This is a genomic window from Bradyrhizobium oligotrophicum, from assembly GCF_051168495.1.
Lineage (GTDB): Bacteria > Pseudomonadota > Alphaproteobacteria > Rhizobiales > Xanthobacteraceae > Bradyrhizobium > Bradyrhizobium oligotrophicum_A.
On sequence record NZ_JBNPVB010000014.1, the window covers coordinates 169,419 to 192,161 of the forward strand.

At 65.8% G+C, this 22,743-nt stretch carries 17 protein-coding genes; 14 read left to right on the forward strand and 3 right to left on the reverse strand.

Annotation, left to right across the window (positions count from 1 at the left end):
• Positions 1 to 87: 87 nt before the first annotated feature.
• Both ACQR1B_RS24880 and ACQR1B_RS24885 read left to right on the forward strand, forming a co-directional pair.
• On the forward strand, positions 88 to 1,884 hold the full coding sequence (locus ACQR1B_RS24880; protein WP_434836665.1) for a tetratricopeptide repeat protein: 1,797 nt from the start codon (positions 88 to 90) through the stop codon (positions 1,882 to 1,884).
• A gap of 163 nt (positions 1,885 to 2,047) precedes the next feature.
• Complete coding sequence (locus ACQR1B_RS24885) at positions 2,048 to 2,950, forward strand: 4-(cytidine 5'-diphospho)-2-C-methyl-D-erythritol kinase (protein ID WP_434836617.1); 903 nt, start codon at positions 2,048 to 2,050, stop codon at positions 2,948 to 2,950.
• A gap of 256 nt (positions 2,951 to 3,206) precedes the next feature.
• On the opposite strand, the gene ACQR1B_RS24890 is transcribed toward ACQR1B_RS24885, so the two are convergent.
• Positions 3,207 to 4,217, reverse strand: a complete 1,011-nt coding sequence (locus ACQR1B_RS24890) for a polyprenyl synthetase family protein (RefSeq protein ID WP_434836618.1) — start codon at positions 4,215 to 4,217, stop codon at positions 3,207 to 3,209.
• A 127-nt stretch (positions 4,218 to 4,344) separates the two neighbouring features.
• Between ACQR1B_RS24890 and ACQR1B_RS24895 the strand changes: the two genes are divergently transcribed.
• The 6 genes from ACQR1B_RS24895 (at position 4,345) to glyS (ending at position 10,182) form a co-directional block, all read left to right on the forward strand.
• Positions 4,345 to 4,572, forward strand: coding sequence for a DUF2007 domain-containing protein (locus ACQR1B_RS24895; protein ID WP_434836619.1), 228 nt, complete (start codon positions 4,345 to 4,347; stop codon positions 4,570 to 4,572).
• A complete protein-coding gene (locus ACQR1B_RS24900; protein WP_434836620.1) occupies positions 4,565 to 5,329 on the forward strand; it encodes a tRNA1(Val) (adenine(37)-N6)-methyltransferase in 765 nt (254 codons plus the stop codon). Before ACQR1B_RS24895 ends, ACQR1B_RS24900 begins: the two co-directional genes overlap by 8 nt.
• 243 nt (positions 5,330 to 5,572) lie before the next feature.
• Complete coding sequence (locus tag ACQR1B_RS24905) at positions 5,573 to 6,475, forward strand: S49 family peptidase (protein ID WP_434836621.1); 903 nt, start codon at positions 5,573 to 5,575, stop codon at positions 6,473 to 6,475.
• A 104-nt stretch (positions 6,476 to 6,579) separates the two neighbouring features.
• Positions 6,580 to 6,771: a hypothetical protein gene (locus ACQR1B_RS24910; RefSeq protein WP_434836622.1), complete on the forward strand. Its 192-nt coding sequence runs from the start codon at positions 6,580 to 6,582 to the stop codon at positions 6,769 to 6,771.
• A gap of 126 nt (positions 6,772 to 6,897) precedes the next feature.
• On the forward strand, positions 6,898 to 7,848 hold the full coding sequence (locus tag ACQR1B_RS24915; RefSeq protein WP_434836623.1) for a glycine--tRNA ligase subunit alpha: 951 nt from the start codon (positions 6,898 to 6,900) through the stop codon (positions 7,846 to 7,848).
• A gap of 228 nt (positions 7,849 to 8,076) precedes the next feature.
• On the forward strand, positions 8,077 to 10,182 hold the full coding sequence (glyS, locus tag ACQR1B_RS24920; RefSeq protein WP_434836624.1) for a glycine--tRNA ligase subunit beta: 2,106 nt from the start codon (positions 8,077 to 8,079) through the stop codon (positions 10,180 to 10,182).
• Between the two features lie 550 nt (positions 10,183 to 10,732).
• On the opposite strand, the gene ACQR1B_RS24925 is transcribed toward glyS, so the two are convergent.
• Positions 10,733 to 11,086, reverse strand: a complete 354-nt coding sequence (locus ACQR1B_RS24925) for a DUF1236 domain-containing protein (protein WP_434836666.1) — start codon at positions 11,084 to 11,086, stop codon at positions 10,733 to 10,735.
• A 242-nt stretch (positions 11,087 to 11,328) separates the two neighbouring features.
• Between ACQR1B_RS24925 and ACQR1B_RS24930 the strand changes: the two genes are divergently transcribed.
• The 4 genes from ACQR1B_RS24930 (at position 11,329) to ACQR1B_RS24945 (ending at position 16,624) form a co-directional block, all read left to right on the forward strand.
• The gene (locus ACQR1B_RS24930; RefSeq protein WP_434836625.1) at positions 11,329 to 11,484 is read left to right on the forward strand and encodes a DUF3096 domain-containing protein; all 156 of its coding nucleotides are present in this window, start codon (positions 11,329 to 11,331) and stop codon (positions 11,482 to 11,484) included.
• Positions 11,485 to 11,577: 93 nt separating this feature from the next.
• Positions 11,578 to 14,553: a pyruvate, phosphate dikinase gene (ppdK, locus tag ACQR1B_RS24935; protein WP_434836626.1), complete on the forward strand. Its 2,976-nt coding sequence runs from the start codon at positions 11,578 to 11,580 to the stop codon at positions 14,551 to 14,553.
• A gap of 238 nt (positions 14,554 to 14,791) precedes the next feature.
• Entirely contained in the window at positions 14,792 to 15,040 is a 249-nt protein-coding gene (locus ACQR1B_RS24940) for a hypothetical protein (RefSeq protein WP_434836627.1), read from the forward strand.
• Between the two features lie 99 nt (positions 15,041 to 15,139).
• Complete coding sequence (locus tag ACQR1B_RS24945; protein ID WP_434836628.1) at positions 15,140 to 16,624, forward strand: cell wall hydrolase; 1,485 nt, start codon at positions 15,140 to 15,142, stop codon at positions 16,622 to 16,624.
• Positions 16,625 to 16,630: 6 nt separating this feature from the next.
• On the opposite strand, the gene ACQR1B_RS24950 is transcribed toward ACQR1B_RS24945, so the two are convergent.
• The gene (locus ACQR1B_RS24950) at positions 16,631 to 18,229 is read right to left on the reverse strand and encodes an L-aspartate oxidase (RefSeq protein WP_434836629.1); all 1,599 of its coding nucleotides are present in this window, start codon (positions 18,227 to 18,229) and stop codon (positions 16,631 to 16,633) included.
• 571 nt (positions 18,230 to 18,800) lie between these two features.
• Here ACQR1B_RS24950 and ACQR1B_RS24955 point away from each other — a divergent pair.
• Both ACQR1B_RS24955 and ACQR1B_RS24960 read left to right on the forward strand, forming a co-directional pair.
• Positions 18,801 to 20,087, forward strand: coding sequence for a PepSY-associated TM helix domain-containing protein (locus ACQR1B_RS24955; RefSeq protein ID WP_434836630.1), 1,287 nt, complete (start codon positions 18,801 to 18,803; stop codon positions 20,085 to 20,087).
• A gap of 401 nt (positions 20,088 to 20,488) precedes the next feature.
• Complete coding sequence (locus ACQR1B_RS24960) at positions 20,489 to 22,471, forward strand: TonB-dependent siderophore receptor (protein ID WP_434836631.1); 1,983 nt, start codon at positions 20,489 to 20,491, stop codon at positions 22,469 to 22,471.
• The last annotated feature ends 272 nt before the right edge of the window (positions 22,472 to 22,743 follow it).

Here is a 22,743-nt window from a genome sequence, read left to right on the forward strand (position 1 = left end):
CGCGGCATTGTCGGCGCGTTGATGAGCTGCCGTCCGGGGTCGGGTCCGATACGACCAATCCATATCCAACAACCAGAGCGCACCGTGATGTTATCAATTCGCAATCGCTGGACCGCAATTGCCGTTGCTGCCTTGCTGCTTCCCGGTACCGTCCTGGCCCAGACGCCGGATCATCCGGCGGATAACACCGCGAAGTTTCCGAGCAGCGTCGATCTGAAGTCCCTCACCACGTCGGGCAGCTATCTGGCGGCCCGCCATGCCAGCGTCGAGCGCGACGCCGCGTCGGCGGCCGCCTTCTACCGCTCGGCGCTGCGCAGCGATCCCAAGAACAACGAACTGCTCGACCGCGCCTTCATCTCCTCGGTTGCTGACGGCGACATCGACGAGGCCGTCAAGCTCGCCGAGCGCGTGCTCGCGGTCGACAAGTCGAACCGCATCGCGCGCCTCGTCGTCGGCGTGCAGGACATCAAGCAGAAGAAATACGCGGCCGCGCAGACCAACATCAACCAGTCGGTGCGCGGGCCGATCACCGATCTCGTCGCGACCCTGCTGTCGGCGTGGGCCGCTGCGGGCGCGGGCGATTCGAAGACTGCCGTCGCCAACATCGACAAGCTGACCGGTCCGGAATGGTATCCGCTGTTCAAGGATCTGCATGCCGGCATGATCCTGGAGCTGGCCGGCAAGGAGAAGGACGCCGGCACGCGCTTCGAGCGCGCCTACAAGCTCGACGATTCGATGCTGCGCATCACCGAGGCCTATGCGCATTGGTTGTCGCGCAACAAGGATGCGGCGGCTGCCACCGCGATCTATGAGGCGTTCGACAAGAAGCTCGCGCGCCATCCGCTGGTGCAGGAGGGGCTGCGCGACACCAAGGCCGGCAAGAAGCTGCCGCCGCTGGTCGATTCGGCCCAGGCCGGCGCGGCCGAGGCGCTGTACGGCATCGGCGCCACGCTCAGCCGCCGCGGCGGCGAGGATCTCGCGCTGGTCTATCTGCAGCTCGCGCTGCATCTGCAGCCGAACCATCCGCTGGCGCTGCTGTCGCTGGCCGATCTCTACGAGACGGTGAAGAAGCCGCAGATGGCGATCAAGGTCTATGAGCGCGTACCGGCGAGCTCGCCGCTGAAGCGCAACGCCCAGATCCAGCTCGCGACCGATCTCGACAGCGCCGACCGCGGTGACGACGCGATCAAGATCCTCAAGGACGTCATCGCGCAGGATCCGAAGGATCTCGAGGCGATCATGGCGCTCGGCAACATCGAGCGCGGCCGCAAGAAGTTCGCCGATTGCGCCAAGACCTATTCGCTCGGCGTCGATTCGCTGCCGGCCAACAACGACAAGGCCAACAGCGTCTATTACTACTACCGCGGCATCTGCCTGGAGCGCTCCAAGCAGTGGCCGAAGGCCGAGGCCGACATGCGCAAGGCGCTCGAGCTGCAGGCCGACCAGCCGCACGTGCTGAACTATCTCGGCTATTCCTGGATCGACCAGGGCGTCAATCTCGACGAAGGCATGAAGATGATCAAGCGCGCCGTCGAGCAGCGGCCGGACGACGGTTACATCGTCGACTCGCTCGGCTGGGCCTATTACCGCATCGGCAATTACGAGGAGGCGGTGAAGAACCTCGAGCGTGCGATCGATCTGAAGCCCGAGGATCCGACCATCAACGACCATCTCGGCGACGCCTATTGGCGCATCGGGCGCAAGCTGGAGGCGAAATTCCAATGGGCCCACGCGCGCGATCTGAAGCCCGAACCCGAGGAGCTGCCGAAGATCGAGGCCAAGATCCAGAACGGTCTGACCGACGATCCCGCTCCGGCGGCGGCCAGCGCCGACAGCAAGGACACGCCCTCCAACGCCAAGAAGGACGACGGCAAGGGCGGCTAGATCGTCCGGATCACGATGTGAGACGGATGCGGGCTCCTCGGACTGCCGGGGAGCCCGGATGATTTTGAGGCATGGTGTGGCGGTGTCGGCCAAGTCGGTTTCGGCCTTCGGCCGAGACCGACACCGGATCTCCTTCACCGAAGATGTTGGGGGCATTGCGCCGATGTTGGCGTCCACGGTCACTGGCGCGCTGCGGGAGCAGGGGCGCGCCAAAGTCAATCTGACCCTGCGGGTCGTCGGCCGCCGGGTCGACGGCTATCATGATCTCGAAAGCGTCGTCGCGTTTGCCGACTGTGCGGACCAGCTCGGCCTGGAGCCGGGGCCCGAGCTGACCTTGACCACGACCGGTCCGCTCGCCGAAGCCTGCGGCGAGACTTCCGACAATCTGGTGTTGAAGGCGGCGCGCCTGCTCGCCGAGGCCGTTCCGGGCCTGAAGCTCGGCGCCTTCACCTTGGAGAAGGTGTTGCCGGTCGCCGCCGGCATCGGCGGCGGCTCGGCCGACGCGGCTGCCGCGCTACGGCTGCTGGCGAAGCTGAACGGCCTGTCGCTGGACGATCCGCGGCTCTCGGCCGTGGCGTTGAAGACCGGCGCCGACGTTCCGGTCTGCGTCCCCTCGCGCGCCTGCACCATGACCGGCGTCGGCGAAAACCTGCAGCCGCTTGCGCTTCCCGTCCTGCCCTGCGTGATGATCAATCCGCGCGTGCCGGTGGCGACCAAGGACGTGTTCCAGGCGCTGGGTCTGAAGCCGGGCGATCTGTTGGTCGGTGTGACCGATGTGCTCGCTGCGCCGGCGTGGCCGAAGGCGGGCGCCTCCGTCGGCGATTGGGTCGATGTGCTCGGCCAAGTGAAGAACGATCTCGAGCCCCCGGCGCTCAAGGTGCAGCCGATCATCGGCACCGTGCTCGACGCGCTGCGCGCGAGTACGGGCGTGATGCTCGCGCGCATGTCCGGCTCCGGCGCGACGTGCTTTGCGATCTACGGCAGCGAGGCGGATGCGAAGGCGGCCGGAGCTGCGATCGCGGCTGCGCACCCGGAATGGTGGGTGCATGCGGGGACACTGAGCTAACTAATCTGATCTATCAGCGAAACAACTGCACAATACAGCGCCCTCGCCCCTTGTGGGAGAGGGCATGTACAGCCCATCAGCGCACTCGGCTGGGTGAGGGGTCTCTCTCCGAGGACTGAACTCGCCGAGAGAAACCCCTCGCCCAACCGAGCTTGCTGCTCTGTCCTACATGCCCTCTCCCACAAGGGGCGAGGGCGCATTCATGAGCACCGCATTCGCGGGGCGTTACACCGGTCCCGGTCGGCCAGCCCTCGAACTAATGCGACCTTGCCAGGCAGAACGCCACGACCTGCTCCAGCGCGGTCTTCGTCGGCGAAGCCGGGAACAGCGCCAGTGCATCGACGGCCATGGCGCCGTAGTGATGCGCGCGGCTGATCGTGTCTTCCAGGGCGCGATGCTTGTTCATCAGCCCGATCGCGTGGTCGAGATCGTGGTCGCCGATTTCGCCGCGTTCCAGCGACTTGATCCAGAATGCGCGCTCGCTGTCGCTGCCGCGGCGGAAGGCGAGCACCACCGGCAGCGTGATCTTGCCCTCGCGGAAATCGTCGCCGACATTCTTGCCGAGCTTGGCGGCCTTGCCGCCATAGTCGAGCACGTCGTCGACGAGCTGAAACGCGATGCCGAGATTCATGCCGAAGGAGCGCGATGCGGCCTGTTCGGCCTTGGGGCGATCGGCGAGCACCGGGCCGACCTCGCAGGCGGCGGCGAACAGCTCGGCCGTCTTGCCGCGGATCACGGCGAGATATTCGTCCTCGGTGGTGGCGGTGTTCTTGGCGGCGGCGAGCTGCATCACCTCGCCCTCTGCGATGGTGGCGGCCGCGGCCGAGAGAATGTCGAGCGCGCGCAACGAGCCGACCTCGACCATCATGCGGAACGCCTGGCCGAGCAGGAAGTCGCCGACCAGCACGCTGGCCTCGTTGCCCCACAGCATCCGCGCGGACAATTTGCCGCGGCGCATTTCGCTCTCGTCGACCACGTCGTCGTGCAGCAGGGTCGCCGTGTGCATGAACTCGACGGCGGCCGCGAGCTTGACGTGGCCGTCTCCGGTGTAGTCGGTGAGATGGGCCATCGCCAGCGTCAGCATCGGCCGCAGCCGCTTGCCGCCGGAGGAGATCAGGTGGTTGGCGACCTCCGGGATCATCGTGACGTCGGAGCCGGTGCGCGACAGGATCGTGGCGTTGACCCGTTCCATGTCGGCTGTGACCAGCCCGACCAGCCCATCGATGGAGGCTCCCGATGGACTCTCGAAAGGTACGATAACCGCCACTCTGGTCTCCGATTTTGCTATGCTCGGGATGACAATAGAAACTGCGGCCGCAGGCGGCAAGGGCTGACACGGAACCTTGACCTGGCTCAGCCTTCCCTTGACCGAAGTCCGCACGGAGACATAACGATTGAAGGAATTGGTTCGGACCAACGACATCGTGCTGGTTTCGGCTGTTGGAGCGCTGCTCGACGGCGCCGACATTCATCACCTCGTCCTCGACCAGAACATGAGCATCATCGAGGGCTCGCTCGGCATCCTGCCGCGCCGAATCCTCGTGCATGAGGACGACAATCTCCTGGCCCGGCAGCTTCTCACCGACGCCGGGCTGGCGCATGAATTGCGTCCGGATGAGTGACGCTGCCGACATCTCCGAAGACACCGTTCTCGGCGGCCGCCTGCGGCTGCGGCAGCCGGCCTCGGGCCATCGCGCCGGCCACGATGCGATCCTGCTCGCGGCGGCGACGGCTGCGCGCCCGGGCGATCGCGCCGTCGATCTCGGAGCGGGCGTCGGCACGGCCGGGCTGGCCCTGGCGCGGCGCGTCGGCGGCATCGAACTGATGCTGGTCGAGCGCGAGCCATTGCTGGCGGCGCTCGCGCGCGGCAATGTCGATGCGAATGATCTGCAGGCCGATGTGGCCGTGCTGGACATCGCCGCTGATGCCGCCGCGTTTGCCGCAGCGGGGCTGGGGCCGGACAGCGTCGATGTCGTGCTGATGAATCCGCCGTTCCACGATGCCGCGCGGCACCGCGCATCGCCCGATCCCGGCCGCGCGACGGCGCATGTGGCGACGGGCGCCACGCTCGACCTGTGGACGCATGCCGCGCGCCGGATGCTGAAATCCGGTGGTGCGCTGACCTTGATCTGGCGTGCCGATGGACTGGGGGAGGTGCTGACGGCGCTGTCGCGCGGCTTCGGCAGCCTGGCGATTCAACCGGTTCACGGGCAGGCCGGCAAGCCGGCAATCCGGATCCTGGTGAGGGCCGTTAAGGGAGGGCGGGCGCCGACCCGAATTCTGCCGGCGGTTGTGTTGAATGAGGCGACAGGCGGGCCGAATGACGACGTGTTGCGTGTCTTGGAGGGGCAGGGGGCGCTGGCTTTGGGCACCCCCTGAACGGTTGATCAGGCTCGTGCGTTATTGCGTCTGCGCCTCGGATTGGCGTTCGGTTACCGTCGTGAAACGGATCGCCGTCAAGAGAGTACCGATCAGCAGCATCAACAAGTAGGCCTTCATGTATTCCTCCGCCGCACTCTGCACCTTGGCTCGCCGTGCCATTGCCCGGAGGCATAGCAAGGCTCGTTCCAGCCCTTTGAATGGCATCGGCGGGATAAAAAATGGTTAATCCGAGGTAACAGGATGGTGGACAATTTGACACAACCCAGCGATGCAGCGGGACCCTTCGACAGGTTGAAGGCGCTGCTCCCGGCGCGGCTGCGCGGCGGACCCGTGGTGCCCGTGGTGCGGCTGTCGGGCGTGATCGGCGCGGTGACGCCGCTGCGTCCGGGGCTGACGCTCGCCGGCATCGCCAAGATGCTGGAGCGCGCGTTCGCGATGCGCAACGCCAAGGCGGTGGCGCTGGTGATCAATTCGCCGGGCGGCTCGCCGGTGCAGTCGCGGCAGATCTATCTGCGCATCCGCCAGCTCGCGGCTGAAAAGAAGCTGCCGGTGCTGGTGTTCGTCGAGGATGTCGCGGCGTCCGGCGGCTACATGATCGCCTGCGCGGGCGACGAGATCTTCTGCGACCCATCTTCGATCCTGGGCTCGATCGGCGTGGTCGGCGGCTCGTTCGGGCTGCAGGACCTGATCAAGAAGATCGGCATCGAGCGCCGGCTGTATACGGCGGGCGAGCACAAGGCGATGCTCGATCCGTTCCTGCCGGAGAATCCCGACGACGTCGCGCGGCTGAAGAAGATCCAGCGCGAGATCCACGCGCTGTTCATCTCCCTGGTCAAGGAGAGCCGTGCCGCCCGCCTGAAGGGGGCCGACGACGAACTGTTCACCGGCGAGTACTGGGCCGGCGACACCGCCGTGACGCTCGGCCTCGCCGACGCCATCGGCGACCTCCGTGCGGTCCTGCGGGCCCGGTTCGGCGACAAGGTCGTGACGCCCGTGGTGGCGCCGGCCGCAGGGCTGTTGTCCGGCCTGCTCGGACGGCGGGCCGCCGGGGCCGGCAGCCTGGGGCTTGGCTGGTCCGGACTGGCCGAGGAGCTGATCTCCGCGGCCGAAACCCGGGCCATCTGGGCCAGATTCGGCTTCTGAACGCCCATCCGAGCCATTTCGCCCCTCGCAATCCGGATTGCGGGGGGAAACGGGATCGGCGACAATGGGAATCGGGGTGGCTCTCCTCTTGAAAGGATCGACCAATGCCGCCGTTCGTTGCTTTCGCGGGTATGCTGGGCGGGCTTGCTGCGGTTCGCTGGGTCTACAAGACCGCGCAGAAGATCAACCGGGAGCTCGAAGAGGCGCGGCTGTCGCGCGTCGCCGAAGCCGCGCAGGCCGCCGAGATCAAGACCCTGCGCCGCGATCCGGTCACGGGCGCCTACCGGCCGGGCTGATGCCGTCGGCGGTCGTCGCGACGGTGGTTTCGGGCGCCGTGTCCGCGACCCTATTGCCTTGATTCCTGGTGTCCCCGCCGATACGGTCCGCGCGCTTTTCCGACCCGCGAAAGACCGATATCGACGATGGACTCGCTGCCTCCGCACATGCGCCCCGAACGTTCGTTCCAGGGCTTCATCCTGGCCCTGCAACGGTTCTGGGCCGAGCAGGGCTGCGTCATCCTGCAGCCCTACGACATGGAGATGGGCGCCGGCACCTTCCATCCCGCGACGACTCTGCGCGCGCTCGGGCCGAAGCCGTGGAATGCCGCTTATGTGCAGCCGTCGCGGCGGCCGAAGGACGGCCGCTACGGCGAAAATCCGAACCGGATGCAGCACTACTACCAGTTCCAGGTGATCATGAAGCCGTCGCCGCCGAACCTTCAGGACCTGTACCTGAAGTCGCTCGGCGCGATCGGTATCGACGCCGCCGTGCACGACATCCGCTTTGTCGAGGACGATTGGGAAAGCCCGACGCTCGGGGCCTGGGGGCTGGGCTGGGAGTGCTGGTGCGACGGCATGGAGGTGTCGCAGTTCACCTATTTCCAGCAGGTCGCGGGCTTCGAATGCGCGCCGGTCGCGGGCGAGCTCACCTACGGTCTCGAACGGCTCGCGATGTACGTCCAGGGCGTCGACCGCGTCTACGATCTCAACTTCAACGGCCGCGACGGCGATCAGAAGGTCACCTATGGCGACGTCTTCCTGCAGGCCGAGCGCGAATATTCGCGGCACAATTTCGAGCACGCCGACACCGACATGCTGTTCGAGCAGTTCAAGATGGCCGAGGGCGCCTGCCAGAAATATCTGGCCGCCGGCTGGCAAGACAATTCAAAGCCAGGCAACCGCCGCGAACACCTGATGGCGCTGCCGGCCTACGACCAGTGCATCAAGGCCAGCCACGTCTTCAATTTGCTCGACGCCCGCGGCGTCATCTCCGTCACCGAGCGCCAAAGCTACATCCTGCGCGTCCGCGAGCTCGCCAAGGCCTGCGGCGAAGCCTGGCTGCACACGGAAGCGGGCGGGGCGGGGGCCGGCTAGAACGAAAGCGGCCGATGACGCGCCTCATGGTTCGAGACGCGCCGCGCGCGGCGCTCCTCACCATGAGGGTTTCGGATCTCGCCGCAGAATCAGACCTCGTCCTGAGGAGCCCGCCGGAGGCGGGCGTCTCGAAGGACGGTGGAAGGCACGCTGCCTTTCACAGTTAGAAATTCGCGATGGCCTCTCCCTCCGCGGGAAGGTGGTTCTTCGCGCAGAGAGACTTGAGACATGCCCGACCTTCTCCTCGAACTGTTCTCCGAAGAAATCCCTGCGCGCATGCAGGCCAAGGCGGCGGAGGATCTGCGCCGCATGGTGACCGACAAGCTGGTCGCCGAGGGCCTCGTCTATGAGGGCGCCAAGGCGTTCGCGACGCCGCGGCGGCTGGCGCTGACCGTGCACGGCATCCCGGCGCGGCAGGCCGACCTCAAGGAGGAGCGCAAGGGTCCGCGCGTCGGCGGTGCCGACGCCGCGATCCAGGGCTTTCTGAAAGCCACCGGCCTATCCTCGCTCGACGAGGCGACGATCCAGCGCGACCCGAAGAAGGGCGACTTCTACGTCGCGCTGATCGAGAAACCCGGCCGCGCCACGCTCGACGTGCTCGCCGAGATGCTGCCGGTGATCGTGCGCACGTTCCCCTGGCCGAAATCGATGCGCTGGGGCAAGCGCTCCGAGAAGCCGGGCGCGCTGAACTGGGTGCGGCCGCTGCACGCAATCACGGCGACGTTCGGTCTGGAGACCGAGGAGCCGGACGTGGTGACGTTCGCCGTCGACGGCATCGAGGCGGGACAGACGACCTATGGCCACCGCTTCATGGCGCCCTCCGCGTTCAATGTCCGCCGTTTCGAGGACTACGAGGCGAAGCTGCTCGACGCCAAGGTCGTGCTCGATCCCCAGCGCCGCAAGGACACCATCGTCACCGACGCCAAGCAGCTTGCGTTTGCGCAAGGCTATGAGCTGGTCGAGGACCAGACCCTGCTCGACGAGGTCTCGGGCCTCGTCGAATGGCCTGTCGTGCTGATGGGCTCGTTCGATCCGGAGTACCTCAAGGTCCCGGGCGAGGTGATCCGCGCCACCATCCGCAACAACCAGAAATGCTTCGTGGTGCGCGATCCCAAGACCGGGGGCTTGGCGCCAAAGTTCATCCTGACTGCCAACATCGAGGCGTCCGACGGCGGCAAGACCATCATCGCCGGCAACGAGCGCGTCATTCGCGCCCGCCTGTCGGACGCGAAGTTCTTCTACGAGACGGACCTGAAGACCAAGCTCGAGGACCGGCTGCCGAAGTTCGAGCAGATCGTGTTCCACGAGAAGCTCGGCACCCAGGCCGCGCGCATCGCGCGGATCGAGAAACTGGCCGCCGAGATCGCGCTGCTGGTCGGCGCCGACGCCGGCAAGACCGCGCGTGCCGCGAAGCTCGCCAAAGCCGACCTGCTGACCGAGGTCGTCGGCGAGTTTCCGGAAGTGCAGGGCCTGATGGGCAAGTACTACGCACTGGCGCAAGGCGAGGATGCGTCGGTCGCCGCAGCCTGCGAGGAGCACTACAAGCCACAGGGCCCTGGGGATCGCGTGCCGACCGATAAGGTCGCGGTGACCGTGGCGCTGGCCGACAAGCTCGACACGCTCGTCGGTTTCTGGGCGATCGACGAGAAGCCGACCGGCTCGAAGGATCCCTACGCGCTGCGACGTGCGGCGCTGGGCGTGATCAGACTGATCACCGAGAATTCGCTGCGAGTGTCGCTGTTGAAGGCGGCCGCCTCTGCGCTGGCTGGTCTGCAGGTCAAAAGCGCGCACGAGCCGGACAAGCTGGCGTCCGACCTTCTCGCCTTCTTCGCCGACCGCCTCAAGGTCCAGCTCCGGGAGCAGGGCGCACGCCACGATCTCGTCGATGCCGTGTTCGCGCTCGGCGGCCAGGATGATCTGCTGATGGTCGTGCGCCGCGTCGAAGCGCTCGGAAAGTTCCTCGAGACCGACGACGGCAAGAACCTGCTGGCGGGCACCAAGCGCGCCAGCAACATCCTGTCGATCGAGGAGAAGAAGGACAAGCGCAAGTTCGACGGCGCGCCGGATGCCGCGCTCTACAAGCTCGATGAGGAGAAGGTGCTGGCGAAGGCGATCGGCGAGGTCGCGTCGGACGCCGGCGCGGCCGTCGCCAAGGAGGACTTTGCCGCCGCGATGCGCGCCATGGCGAAGCTGCGTCCGGCGGTCGATGCGTTCTTCGACAAGGTGAAGGTCAACGACGATGATGCCAGCATCCGCGAGAACCGGCTCAAGCTGCTGAACGAGATCCGCAGCGCCACGCGCGCCGTCGCCGACTTCTCCAAGATCGAGGGCTGAGCTGATTGCCGTGTAGGGTGGGCAAAGCGGCCGCCGAAGGCGGCAGCGTGCCCACCATCGGGCGGCATGCTCCGGCGCGAGACGGTGGACACCGCGCTATTGCGATTGCGCGAGCGGAGAGGGCAGGGGCGCGCCTTTGCCGACCCTACGAACGACAAGCGATCGATCGACGCAGCCGCTGCCAGATACAGCGCCCTCGCCCCTTGTGGGAGAGGGCATGTATGGCCTGTCCGCGAGTGCGGTTGGGTGAGGGGTTTCTCTCCGCGATCGTCGCTCGTCGAGATAGACCCCTCACCCAACCGAACACGCTGCACTTTCCGACATGCCCTCTCCCACAAGGGGCGAGGGCGCATTCACGGGCACCGCGCTCGTTTCAACACTAAGCGTCGGAGCGTGCGGCGCGATGGTGGATACGCTGCCGCCTTTGGCGGCCGCTTTGCCCACCAATGACAGTCCAAAAAATTAGCCCCGCCCGGCGGGGGGGACCGGGCAGGGCCTTTTTACATCTGGCCGCTTGCGGGGGCGTTGGCGACCAAATGCATCTCGATAACTACTCAACGACCTGAATGATCCGTCGCGATCGCGGTTCGACCAACACGGTTTCGCCATTGACCACCGTATAGCGATAAGGTGTCGCACCGAAGCGCTGCGGAACGTCGTAATATGTAACACCGGACTCGGGAAGAACGGTGCCAACGACCACGCGATCGGGGATCACATAGTTGGGAACGCGCTCACGCACCACGTATTCGCGGAATTCGGGCCGGCGCTCCACCGTGATCAGGGGGGCGTCTTCTTCGACCACGACACTGCGTCCGACGCCGGTCGTATAGGATTGCGCCTGCGCGGCCACCGGGATCACGAGTGCGGCCACGATGGCGGCAACGGTGAGACGGTTTCGCATGGACGGAACTCCTCGCTGTTGATCCTGATGACACCAGACCGGCTTGCGCGGCCCATGCCTCCCAATGCAACGCGGTGAGCATCGTTCCGCATTGCCGGCCTTCGACGTCGCGGCATTTTGCGGCAGTTCCGGATGGATGGCGGAACCGGAACTCACGCCGTGCGTCTCCTATTCCGCCATGATGAGCCGGGATAGAGTCCGCTCAGTCGAATCGCCCGTCCTTCCATCATTCCGAGTTCGCGATGCACCTGACCATTGCCCACATCTCGCCGATCATGTCCGTGATCGCCGGCGTCCTGATCCTGATCATGCCGCGCCTGTTGAACCTGATCGTCGCGATCTTCCTTATCCTGAATGGCCTGATCGGCATGGGCCTGCTGAAATGGCTCCACTTCTAGTGCCGAGGTCCGGAACCCTTTTGCTTGCGCCGCAGCGCCCAAAGTGGTGTAAGGCGCGCGATTTCTCCTCTTGACTGCGGATCGAAGCACCTCATGGCCAAAGCGGTAGCGAAGTCTAAGAAAGTTACAGCGAAATCAAAGCCTTCGAAGCCAGGCAAGGCGAAGGCCGCCCCGCTCGCTCCGCCGCGCAAGGCGCTGAAGTCGGCGCCGAAGCCGGTCGCAAAGGCGCCGGCCAAGGCCGCGCCGAAATCCGCAGCCAAGGCGCCAGTGAAAACCGCTCCGAAGAAGCCCGCGAAGCCGGTCGCCAAGACTGCCAACAAGACTGCCAAGGTGGCTGCGAAGGCCACGGCCGCGAAAGCGCCGGCCAAGAGCACGGTCACCGCGATCAAGCCGAACAAGTGGGTCTACACGTTCGGTGACGGTAAGGCCGAAGGTAAAGCCGGCCTGCGCGATCTGCTCGGCGGCAAGGGCGCCAATCTGGCCGAGATGGCCAATCTCGGCCTGCCGGTGCCTCCCGGCTTCACGCTTCCGACCTCGGTCTGCACCTACTTCTACGCGCACGACAAGACCTATCCGAAGGAGCTGCAGTCGCAGGTCGACAAGGCGCTCGACTACATCGGCAAGCTCACCGGCAAGACCTTCGGCGATCCGGAAAACCCGCTGCTGGTGTCGGTGCGCTCCGGCGCCCGCGCCTCGATGCCCGGCATGATGGACACCGTGCTCAACCTCGGTCTCAACGACCGGACGGTGGAAGCGCTGGCGTCGTTGTCCGGCGACCGCCGCTTCGCCTTCGACAGCTATCGCCGCTTCATCACGATGTATTCCGATGTCGTGCTCGGCTTCGAGCACCATCATTTCGAGGACATCCTCGACAGCTTCAAGGACAGCCAGGGCTATCAGCTCGACACCGATCTCTCGTCCGAGGATTGGGAGATGCTGGTCGGGAAGTACAAGGATGCGGTCGCGCACGAGACCGGCAAGGATTTCCCGCAGGACCCGCATGACCAGCTGTGGGGCGCGATCGGCGCGGTGTTCTCGTCCTGGATGAACGCGCGCGCGGTGACCTACCGCAGGCTCCACGACATTCCGGAATCCTGGGGCACCGCCGTCAACGTCCAGGCGATGGTGTTCGGCAACATGGGCGAGACCTCGGCCACGGGCGTCGCCTTCACGCGCAATCCCTCGACCGGCGAGAGCAAGCTCTACGGCGAGTTCCTGATCAACGCGCAGGGCGAGGACGTCGTCGCCGGCATCCGCACCCCGCAGGACATCACCGAGGACGCGCGCCAGGAGTCCGGCTCGGACAAGCCGTCGATGGAAGTCGCGATGCCCGACGCCTTCAACGAGCTGACCCGCATCTACACGCTGCTCGAGAAGCACTATCGTGACATGCAGGACATGGAGTTCACCGTCGAGCGCGGCAAGCTGTGGATGCTGCAGACCCGCAGCGGCAAGCGCACCGCCAAGGCGGCGCTGCGCATCGCGGTCGAACTCGCCAATGAGGGGCTGATCTCGGAGAACGACGCCGTGCTGCGCGTCGATCCGGCCTCGCTCGATCAGCTCCTGCATCCGACCATCGACCCCTCCGCGCAGCGCGACGTGGTCGCCACCGGCCTGCCGGCCTCGCCCGGTGCGGCCTCCGGCGAGATCGTATTCTCCTCGGATGAAGCCACCAAGCTGCAGGCCGACGGCCGCAAGGTCATCCTGGTCCGCATCGAGACCTCGCCCGAAGACATCCACGGCATGCACGCCGCCGAAGGCATTCTCACCACCCGTGGCGGCATGACCTCGCACGCCGCCGTCGTCGCGCGCGGCATGGGCAAGCCCTGCGTCTCCGGTTGCGGCACCATCCGCGTCGACTATGGCCGCGGCACGATGAGCATCGGCGGGCGCACCTTCAAGACCGGCGACGTCATCACCATCGACGGCTCCGTCGGCCAGGTGCTTGCGGGGCGCATGCCGATGATCGAGCCGGAACTGTCCGGCGAGTTCGGCACCCTGATGGGCTGGGCCGACGCCGTGCGCGAGACCGGCGTGCGCGTCAATGCCGACACGCCGGAGGATGCGCGGACCGCCATCAAGTTCGGCGCCGAGGGCATCGGCCTGTGCCGCACCGAGCACATGTTCTTCGAGGAAACCCGCATCCGCACGGTGCGCGAGATGATCCTCTCCGAGGACGAGCAGGAGCGCCGCGCCGCGCTCGCCAAGCTGCTGCCGATGCAGCGCGCCGATTTCGTCGAACTGTTCGAGATCATGAAGGGCCTGCCGGTCACGATCCGGCTGCTCGACCCGCCGCTGCACGAGTTCCTGCCGCACACCCAGGCCGAAGTCGAGGAAGTCGCGCGGGCGATGAACACCGATCCGCGCCGCTTGGCTGACCGCGCCCGCGAGCTCTCGGAGTTCAACCCGATGCTCGGCTTCCGCGGCTGCCGTCTGGCGATCGCCTATCCGGAAATCGCCGAGATGCAGGCGCGCGCGATCTTCGAGGCCGCGGTCGAGGCAGAGAAGCGCACCGGCGAGGCCGTCGGCCTCGAAGTGATGGTGCCGCTGATCGCGACCAAGGCCGAGTTCGACCTGGTCAAGGCGCGCATCGATGCGATGGCGCAGGCCGTGATCCGCGAGACCGGCGCCAAGCTGGAATACCAGGTCGGCACCATGATCGAGCTGCCGCGCGCAGCGCTGATGGCCGGCCAGATCGCGGAAGCCGCCGAGTTCTTCTCGTTCGGCACCAACGACCTGACGCAGACCACCTACGGCATCAGCCGCGACGACGCCGGCAGCTTCCTCGGCGCCTACGTCGCCAAGGGCATTCTCGAAATCGATCCGTTCATCTCGATCGACCGCGACGGCGTCGGCGAGCTGGTCAAGATCGGCGTCGCGCGCGGCCGCGCCACGCGGCCCTCGCTCAAGGTCGGCATCTGCGGCGAGCATGGCGGCGATCCCGCCTCGGTCGCGTTCTGCCACAAGGTCGGCATGAACTACGTGTCGTGCTCGCCCTACCGCGTGCCGATCGCCCGCCTCGCCGCCGCGCAGTCCGCGCTCGGCAAGGAGATCGCCAGCCAGGCGTGAGCCTGCTGCGAACGATGATGGGATCAAGGCCGGCAGATGTTGCCGGCCTTTTTCTTTTGGCGATGAGCATTCATCGTGGTGCGAGCGCGTGAGCATCAGAGGCGAGCGCGTGCTTCACGAACAATGCGCTCCTCTCCCCCGTTCTTTACGGGGGAGTCCCTCACCCGGATTGCATCTGACGATGCAATCCGACCTTTCCCCGCAAGCGGGGCGAGGTGCATCGAGGAGGCGGCCCGACTTGTGGCACAAGCATTTGGGTATCGAAGACGCTGCCGATGCTGCCGCCCGCTGTTTCACCGACGACTGTTCCACCTACGAACATCTCGCATCATCGATTCGAATCAAACGTATTCGCAAAAATTCATTCACCGCGTCCGTTGACAGAATGTTCACCACTCTCGTCGGCGCGCTGTTTACCAAGCATGTCGATCGCGCGGCGCGCTGCAACCTCGCCGCTTGCATGTCTCGATCTTGCAACGCGGATTAACTCCTCGGCAACCTAAACCCGATACGAAGAGAACAGATCGAATTGCACGGAAGCACTGTTGTTCGATCTTCCCGTGTAAGCGTTGCGTTGAGCGTATCGATGTTAGTTCTGCGTCCCGGTCCGAAGGGCGCGCGGTTTGCGTCCTTCGGACTCGGTCTCTGCGTCTTCGCTCTGATGCCGACAGAGACCGGGTATCAAGACATCGCCTCACGGCTCGCCCGCCAGCCGGGCGTCGCCGAACGCTGGCAGAAGCGTGTGTCTTCGGCAGCGGCCTCCGTTCAGGTCGCCACCTATAGTTTTGGTCTTCCGATCGGCACCTCGGCACCGCAGGCTGTAGGCATTCGCCTGGCGAGCCTGAATGGGCGCGACGCCGACGACATCACCGGCAGCACCATGCCGCGCAATCCGGTGCTGCAGGTTCCGCCGCGCTACCAGGCCTCCGATTTTCCCAAGGTGGACCGCACGCTGAAAGGTGATCGCCTCGTGGTGCGTCCGTCCTCGCCCGCGCCATCGACCGAAGCGGCGGAGCCCGTCGAAGCCGCGCCGCCAGAGCCCGCGCCGGCAACGCCGGTCGCACCTGATTCGAACGCCTCGGTGTTCGGCGCCAAGACCACCGACGCGGCAGCCACCGCGGGGCCGCCGCGCGCTGCGCTCGATCCCGAATTGCAGGAAGCGCTGAGCGCGCCGCCGCTGGCACAGTATGATGGATCATCGAAGCCGGAGGTCCGGCCGTCCGGCGAGCTCAAGCCCGCGCCCGACGCGCAGCCCGCCGAAAGCGGTGTGACCTCCGACGGCCTGAACATCAAGACCGCGAATCTCTATTTCGGCACCGCCTCGCTCGGCGGAGCCGCCGCGACGATGGAAACCTGGCAGCCGGGCGAAGCGCCGCTGATCGTGATGCCCGATCCGGATCTCAAGCCGATGGCGGCGCTGTCGCCGCCGGCGGGCGAGCAGGCCAGGGCGGATGACGGCGGCGAGAGCATCGCGCCAAAAGGCGAGGTCAACACCGACAATCAGCGCGCGCGGACGCCGGCCGAGCGCCTCGGGCTCACCGACGAAAAAGTGCGCTTCAAGTCGGAGAAGTGCCTTGCGGAAGCGGTGTATTTCGAGGCGCGCGGCGAAGCGGTGCGAGGCCAGATCGCGGTGGCGCAGGTGGTGCTGAACCGCGCCTTCTCCGGCTATTATCCGACCACGGTGTGCGGCGTCGTCTATCAGAACAAATACCGCCACTTCGCCTGCCAGTTCACCTTTGCCTGCGACAACAATGCCGACGTGATCCGCGAGCCCGAGATGTGGGACCGCGCCAGGAAGATCGCCAAGGCGATGCTCGACGGCCTGATCTGGCTGCCCGAGGTCGGCAAGTCGACGCACTACCACGCCTATTGGGTGCGGCCGTCCTGGGTCGCCGAGATGAAGCGGATGTACAAGTTCGGCGTCCACACCTTCTATCGGCCGAAACGCTGGGGCGACGGCAGCGATGCGCCGAGCTGGGGCACGCCGCAGCAGACGGCGGCCATTTCGGCCGAGCTCACCGAAGCGGCCAAGAGCGAAGCCGAGATCAACCCGAACTGGACGCGCCGCTAGCGTCCGCTATGCGCTCAGAGAGCGCGGCAGCCGCGTCATCGGCCGCGAGGCGAGTTCGTCGGCGGTCTCGCGCGCAGCGGCAAGCGTGGTCATGGTTCGCTGCGCGAAGCTCGGATTCTCGGCCGGGCAATCGGCGCGGCAATGCGCGCCGCGGCTTTCGCGCCGGCTCCAGGCGGCGGTTGCGATCAGCAGTGCGGCGGTCGCCATGTTGCGCAAGCCCGGATCGAAGCTGTCCCGCTCGAGCGCGGCGATGATCGCGATGGCCTCGGCCAGCCCCTCCTCGTCGCGGATCACGCCGACGTGGCTGGTCATGATCTCGCGCAACCTCTTCCCGGCCAGCGTGGGATCGGCGCCGGCGGCGTCCGCCGCCGTGACGTCGCGCAGGGCAGGGGGCGCCGCCAGGCGCCGGCCCGAGATGTCCTCGGCGATCCGTTTGGCGAACACCAGTGCGGCCAGCAGCGCGTTGCCGGCAATGTGGTTGGCGCCATCCGTCGCCGTCGCCGCCGCTTCTCCGGCCGCCCACAGCCCATCGATGGAGCTGCGGCCGCGGGCATCGACCGCGATGCCGCCCATGTGGAAATGCGCCGCCGGCGCCACCGGAATCGGCTGCCGGGTCGGATCGAGCCCGGCGGCGGCGCAGGCCCGGTGCAGCATCGGATAGCGCTCCGCGACATCGTCGTCGAGCACGTCGCGCGCATCGAGAAACGCGCCGCGCCCAGCCGAGAGTTCCGCGGCGATGCCGCGGGCGACGGTGTCGCGCGGCGCCAAGTCGACCAGCGGATGGCGCGGCAGCATGAAGCGCTGGCCGCGCCGGTTGATCAGGATCGCGCCGGCGCCGCGCAGGCTTTCGCTGACCACCGGAGACGGATCACGTCCCGTCATCATCGCCGTCGGATGGAACTGGACGAATTCGGGGTCGGCGATGACGGCGCCCGCGCGCGCGGCGATCGCAAGGCCGATGCCGCTGGCGTGGTCCGGGTTGGTGGTCGCAGCGAACAGGTGTCCGACACCGCCGGTCGCGAGCACCACCGCAGAGGCGGCGATCAGCACCGGCGCGGCCGCGTTGTCACCGGCTCTGCGCAGCTGCAGCCCACGCACCGCGCCATCCTCGGTCAGCAGCGCGTCCGCGACGTGCCCCTCGATCACGCGGATCGAGGGGGTGGCGCGAACCGCCGCGGCGAGGGCGGCGACGATCGCCTGTCCGGTGAAATCGCCGCGGACACTCAGGATTCGCCGCGCGCCGTGCGCAGCGGCGCGCGACGTCGCCAACTCGCCCTTCTGGTCGCGATCGAACGCAACGCCGAGGCGCAGCAGATCCTCGATCCGCGCGGCAGCGTCGCGGGCGAGGTCGAGCGCAGCGCTCTCGTCCACGAGGCCGCCGCCCGCAGCGATCATGTCGGCGGCGTGGCCTTCGGGGCTGTCACCCGGCGAAACGGCTGCCGCGATGTCGGCCTGCATCGTGGCGCCGAACGAGTCCTCGCCGGTTGCCGTCGCCGAGATCAAGGTGACGGGCTGCGGAGCGAGCTCGAGCGCGCAGAACAATCCTGCAACGCCCGCGCCGACGATCACGACATCGCCCGACGTTTCGATCTGATTTCGGTTCATTGACGTTCAGTTCCACATTCCGTGCGCAAGCCTAGCGTGGACCCGTTAGTTCTTCTTCAGAGACATTCCTCGCTGTTTAGATGTGTTTCGATACAAATCGCGGCCGTTATGACGGTCGTTCGCGCAAGGGCTGTGCTGCGCGCCGGATCTCGCGCAATGAGAGTTGGATGCGCGCCGTCCGGGTTCCGCCGAGGAGCGTCGTTCCGAGCCGTGCGGGAAGAGTGAGTGGTCTGCGACGCTGGCCACAGACGCCAACCGCCTGTTCGCAGAGATCCGGCCGGTCTCTCGAAGACGGGTCGACGTTGCGACGCATTCGTTGCGGCCGGTGATCGGCCAAGCATGACCAGGCAGTGTTGCAGGATGTTGCTGATGTGATCATGAGGCAGCGACCGTCGTGATGCCCGACGCTGATGCTGCGGCATTACGTCTCGCGCGAGATCTCGATGATGATCATGCCACGTCTCCGATGCACTCGGCCGCACGCGGTCGTTCTTGCGATCGTGTGAACCCTGGGTTATGGCGCCACCACGGCGACGCGATCGCTGACGATCGAGCGTCCGAGGATGTCAGTATGAGAGCCGTATTTGGATTAGTTCACCGCTGGGCAGGTCTCGTCACCGCTGCGTTCCTGTTCTTCTCGGGTGTGACGGGGGCGGTGATTTCCTGGGACCATGCCCTCGACGACCGGCTCAACAGCCATCTCACCGAGGCGAAGACGCATGGTGGAGCCAGGCGTTCCACCGAACTGGCGGCGCTGATCGAGGCGAGGGATCGGCGGGCGCGCGTGACATATCTCGTCACCACACCCGAGGCCGGCGCGTCACTCGCATTCTTCGTCGAACCTAGAATCGATCCAGAAACCGGAAAGCGATTCGCCCTCGACTACAATCAGGTGTTTATCGATCCGGCCACCGGTGAGGAGCTCGGCCATCGCTACTGGGGCGCAGTCTGGCCCGTGACGCGGGAGAACTTCGTCTCGTTTCTCTACAAGCTGCACTATACGCTTCATATTCCCGAATTCTGGGGCAGCGATCGCTGGGGCATGCGGCTGCTCGGCGTCATCGCCATCATCTGGACGCTCGACTGCTTCGTCGGCTTCTATTTGACCTTGCCGGCACGCCGGAAAAGCGCCGCGGGAGCAGCTGATGTCGTGCGTCGGCGCGATCGGGGCTTCTGGGCCACGTGGAAGCCGGCCTGGAACATCAAGACGTCGGGCAGCGCCTACCGCATCAATTTCGACATTCACCGCGCCTTCGGTCTGTGGACATGGGGTGTGCTGTTCGTCATCGCCTTCACGGCCTTTTCCCTCAATCTCTATTTCGAGGTGTTCTCGCCGCTGATGAAGACCGTATCGAGCTACACGCCCACACCTTTCGAGCTGCGGACGGCCGCACCGCTCGATCAGCCGCACGTCCCCATTCTGTCGTTCGCCGATGTCATTGCGAAGGGCGAGGCGGATGGACGGGGGCGCGGCTGGCCGGAGCCCGTTGGGGCCGTGTACTACGCGCAGCAATATGACATCTACAGCCTCAGCTTCTTCCGGCCGGGAGAAGACCATGGCGCCGGAGGCGTCGGTCCCGCGCAGCTTTACTACGATGGTCAGGACGGACGATCGCTCGGCGAGCGAGTGCCATGGCGCGGCACCGCGGCCGACGTCTTCGTTCAAGCTCAATTCCCGATGCATTCGGGCCGAATTCTCGGACTGCCGGGACGAATCCTCATTTCGCTGATGGGCCTCGTCGTCGCCGCATTGTCGGTGACGGGCGTCGTGATCTGGGACCGCAAGCGTCGGGCGCGGCGCGCGGCGAGAAGGAGCCGAGGCGGCGCCGTCGTGCAGGCGATGGCTGCGGCGGAGTGACACATCGCGCGCCTGCGCGATGCCCGATCGGTCGAGAGCTTCTAAGTCGAGCACGTCGCAGAGCGCTTGCGGCACGTTGCCACCATTGTTAACCGGGCATCGAACTGTTCTTGTGCTCGTGGGGCAATGTGGTGGGAATGAAAAGCGCGCGATATCTCTTTGGGACTTCGACGATCGCGTTACTAACTCTGGCATTCGATGTTTCAGCTTTCGGGCAACCTGCCGAGTTGCCCCCGGTGGTCGTCGATCAAGCGAAGCCGAAGCCGCGACCTGCAGTCCGCACACAAGGCTCTCAAGCATCGAGATCGGCCACCCGAAGCGGCACGCCGCGCGCGGCCGATGCTTCGTCGGCTGCTCCGGCCGCCGCGTCCGCCGCGGCGGCCGAGACGGCGACAGGGCCCGTGCAAGGTTATCTGGCGACGCGGAGCGGCACAGGGACCAAGACCGACACGCCGCTGAATCAGACGGCGCAATCGATCTCGGTCGTCAGCGCCGAGCGGGTGCGGGATCAGGGCGTCAGCAGCATCCAGGAGACCCTGCGCTACGTGCCGGGCGTGTTTGCCGAGCCGGGCGGCGTCGATTCGCGCAACGACTATTTCAAGGTCCGCGGCCAGGATCCGAATGTCTATCTCGACGGCACGCGGATGAGCAACCGCAACAACTTCAACGAATGGCGTGCCGATCCCTATATGCTCGAACGGATCGAAGTATTCCGCGGACCGGCGTCGGTGCTGTATGGCGACACGTCGACGGCGGGTCTCGTCAACCTGATTTCCAAGCGGCCGCGGGCGGAGAGCCACAACGAAATCGGCACGTCGTTCGATAATTTCGGTCGCAAGCAGGTCCAGATGGATTCGACCGGCAAGCTGACCAAGGATGGCGAATGGCTCTATCGTTTCGTCGGCCTGTTCCGGGAGAGCGGAACTCAGGTCGATTTCGTCCCTGACAATCGCATGCTGCTGTCGCCGTCGCTGACCTGGCGACCGACGACCGATACGAGCTGGACCGTGCTCGGCACCTATCAGAAGGACCGCACCGGCACAACCAACGGCTTCCTGCCGCGCGAAGGCACGCTGACGGCGGGCGTCAACGGCTACATCCCGCGCAACCGGTTCGTCGGCGATCCCGCGACGGATCGGTATCAGACCGAAACCGGCGCCATCAGCAGCCTGTTCGAACACAGATTCAACGACGCCGTGAAGTTCACACAGAACCTGCGTTATGCGCATGTCGACGGCATCTATCGCAGCGTCTATGCGAATGTCTTCTCGTCCGATGTGTTCCTCGATCCCGTCACGCGGCGGACGGTGAACCGCTATTCCTCCAATCAGGCAACGTCGAACGACAATTTCACGGCCGACAACAACATCCAGGTCAAGGCGTTGACCGGTGCGCTGGCTCATACGGTGCTGTTCGGTGTCGACTACCGCAGTCTCTATGCGCGCTCGTCGGTCGGAAGCGGCTTCGATACGACGGCGTTCGATCTCTACGCACCGGCCTACACCAGCGTCGACCTGCCTGCGCTGACACGGCTCTCGGACGCAAAGCAGACCCAGACCGGCCTCTATGCCCAGGATCAGATGCGCCTGGGCTCCTGGCTGGCGACGATCGGCGTCCGGCAGGACTATGCCAGCACGCGCTATACCGGAGCGGACAGCGACAGGTCGGCGACGACGGGACGCGCAAGCCTGATGTATGAAACGGCATTCGGCTTCAATCCCTATGTCGTCTGGGCGCAGTCGTTCAATCCGGTGTCGTTCAGCCCGACCTATGGCGGCAGCACCTGTGTTGACGGTCCCTGCAAGGATCAGCGCGGCGAGACCTACGAGATCGGCTTCAAATACAATCCGACGCCCGTGCTCGCGATCAACGGCGCGATCTACGATACGGTCGAGAAGAACCGGCTGGCAGTGGCAGATCCCGTCACCTTCGCAACGAACCAGATCGGACAGGTCCGGATCCGCGGCGCGGAAATCGAGGTCGTCGGCAAGGTCACGGCGGATTTCGACGTGGTCGGCAGCTACTCCTACATCAGTGCGAAGGTCGAGCGCGGCGACAATGTCGGCAAGAGCGTCGAGGGCGTCCCCGCCAACCAGGCGTCGCTGTGGGGCAAGTATCGCTTGAGTGCGTTCGGCCTGCGCGACGTCACGGTCGGTGCGGGAGCGCGCTACATCGGCACGTCCTATGACGAGACCAACGTCATCACCATTCCGGACTACACGCTGTTCGACATGATGATCGCCTACGATCCCGGACGGTTCCGGCTTCAGCTCAACGTCAACAACATCGGCGACGAGCGCTATGTCGCCGCCTGCTACTCCCGCGGTGATTGCTATTACGGTCTCGGGCGCACGATTTTGGGAACGGCGACCTATCGGTTCTAGACGCAGGATCGATGCGCCCTGGGTTCGAGGCCATCCGGTCAGCTCCGCTGATGGTGCTGCTCCGACATCCGACCAGGCGGCGTGGCCTGTCCCGTTCGTCGTCGGTCCGCGCGACGGCGCCCAATGATGTCACCCCCGGCGCCTATCGCCGTACCGGGCGACCATGATTCCGGGCAGTCCCGGCGTCTCGGGCCGGGGGGCTGGTCGTTGTTGCGATGCGGCATCGCGGTTTTCATGGCTGCCGGTGCGCTTTTGAACTTGGGGTTTTGATG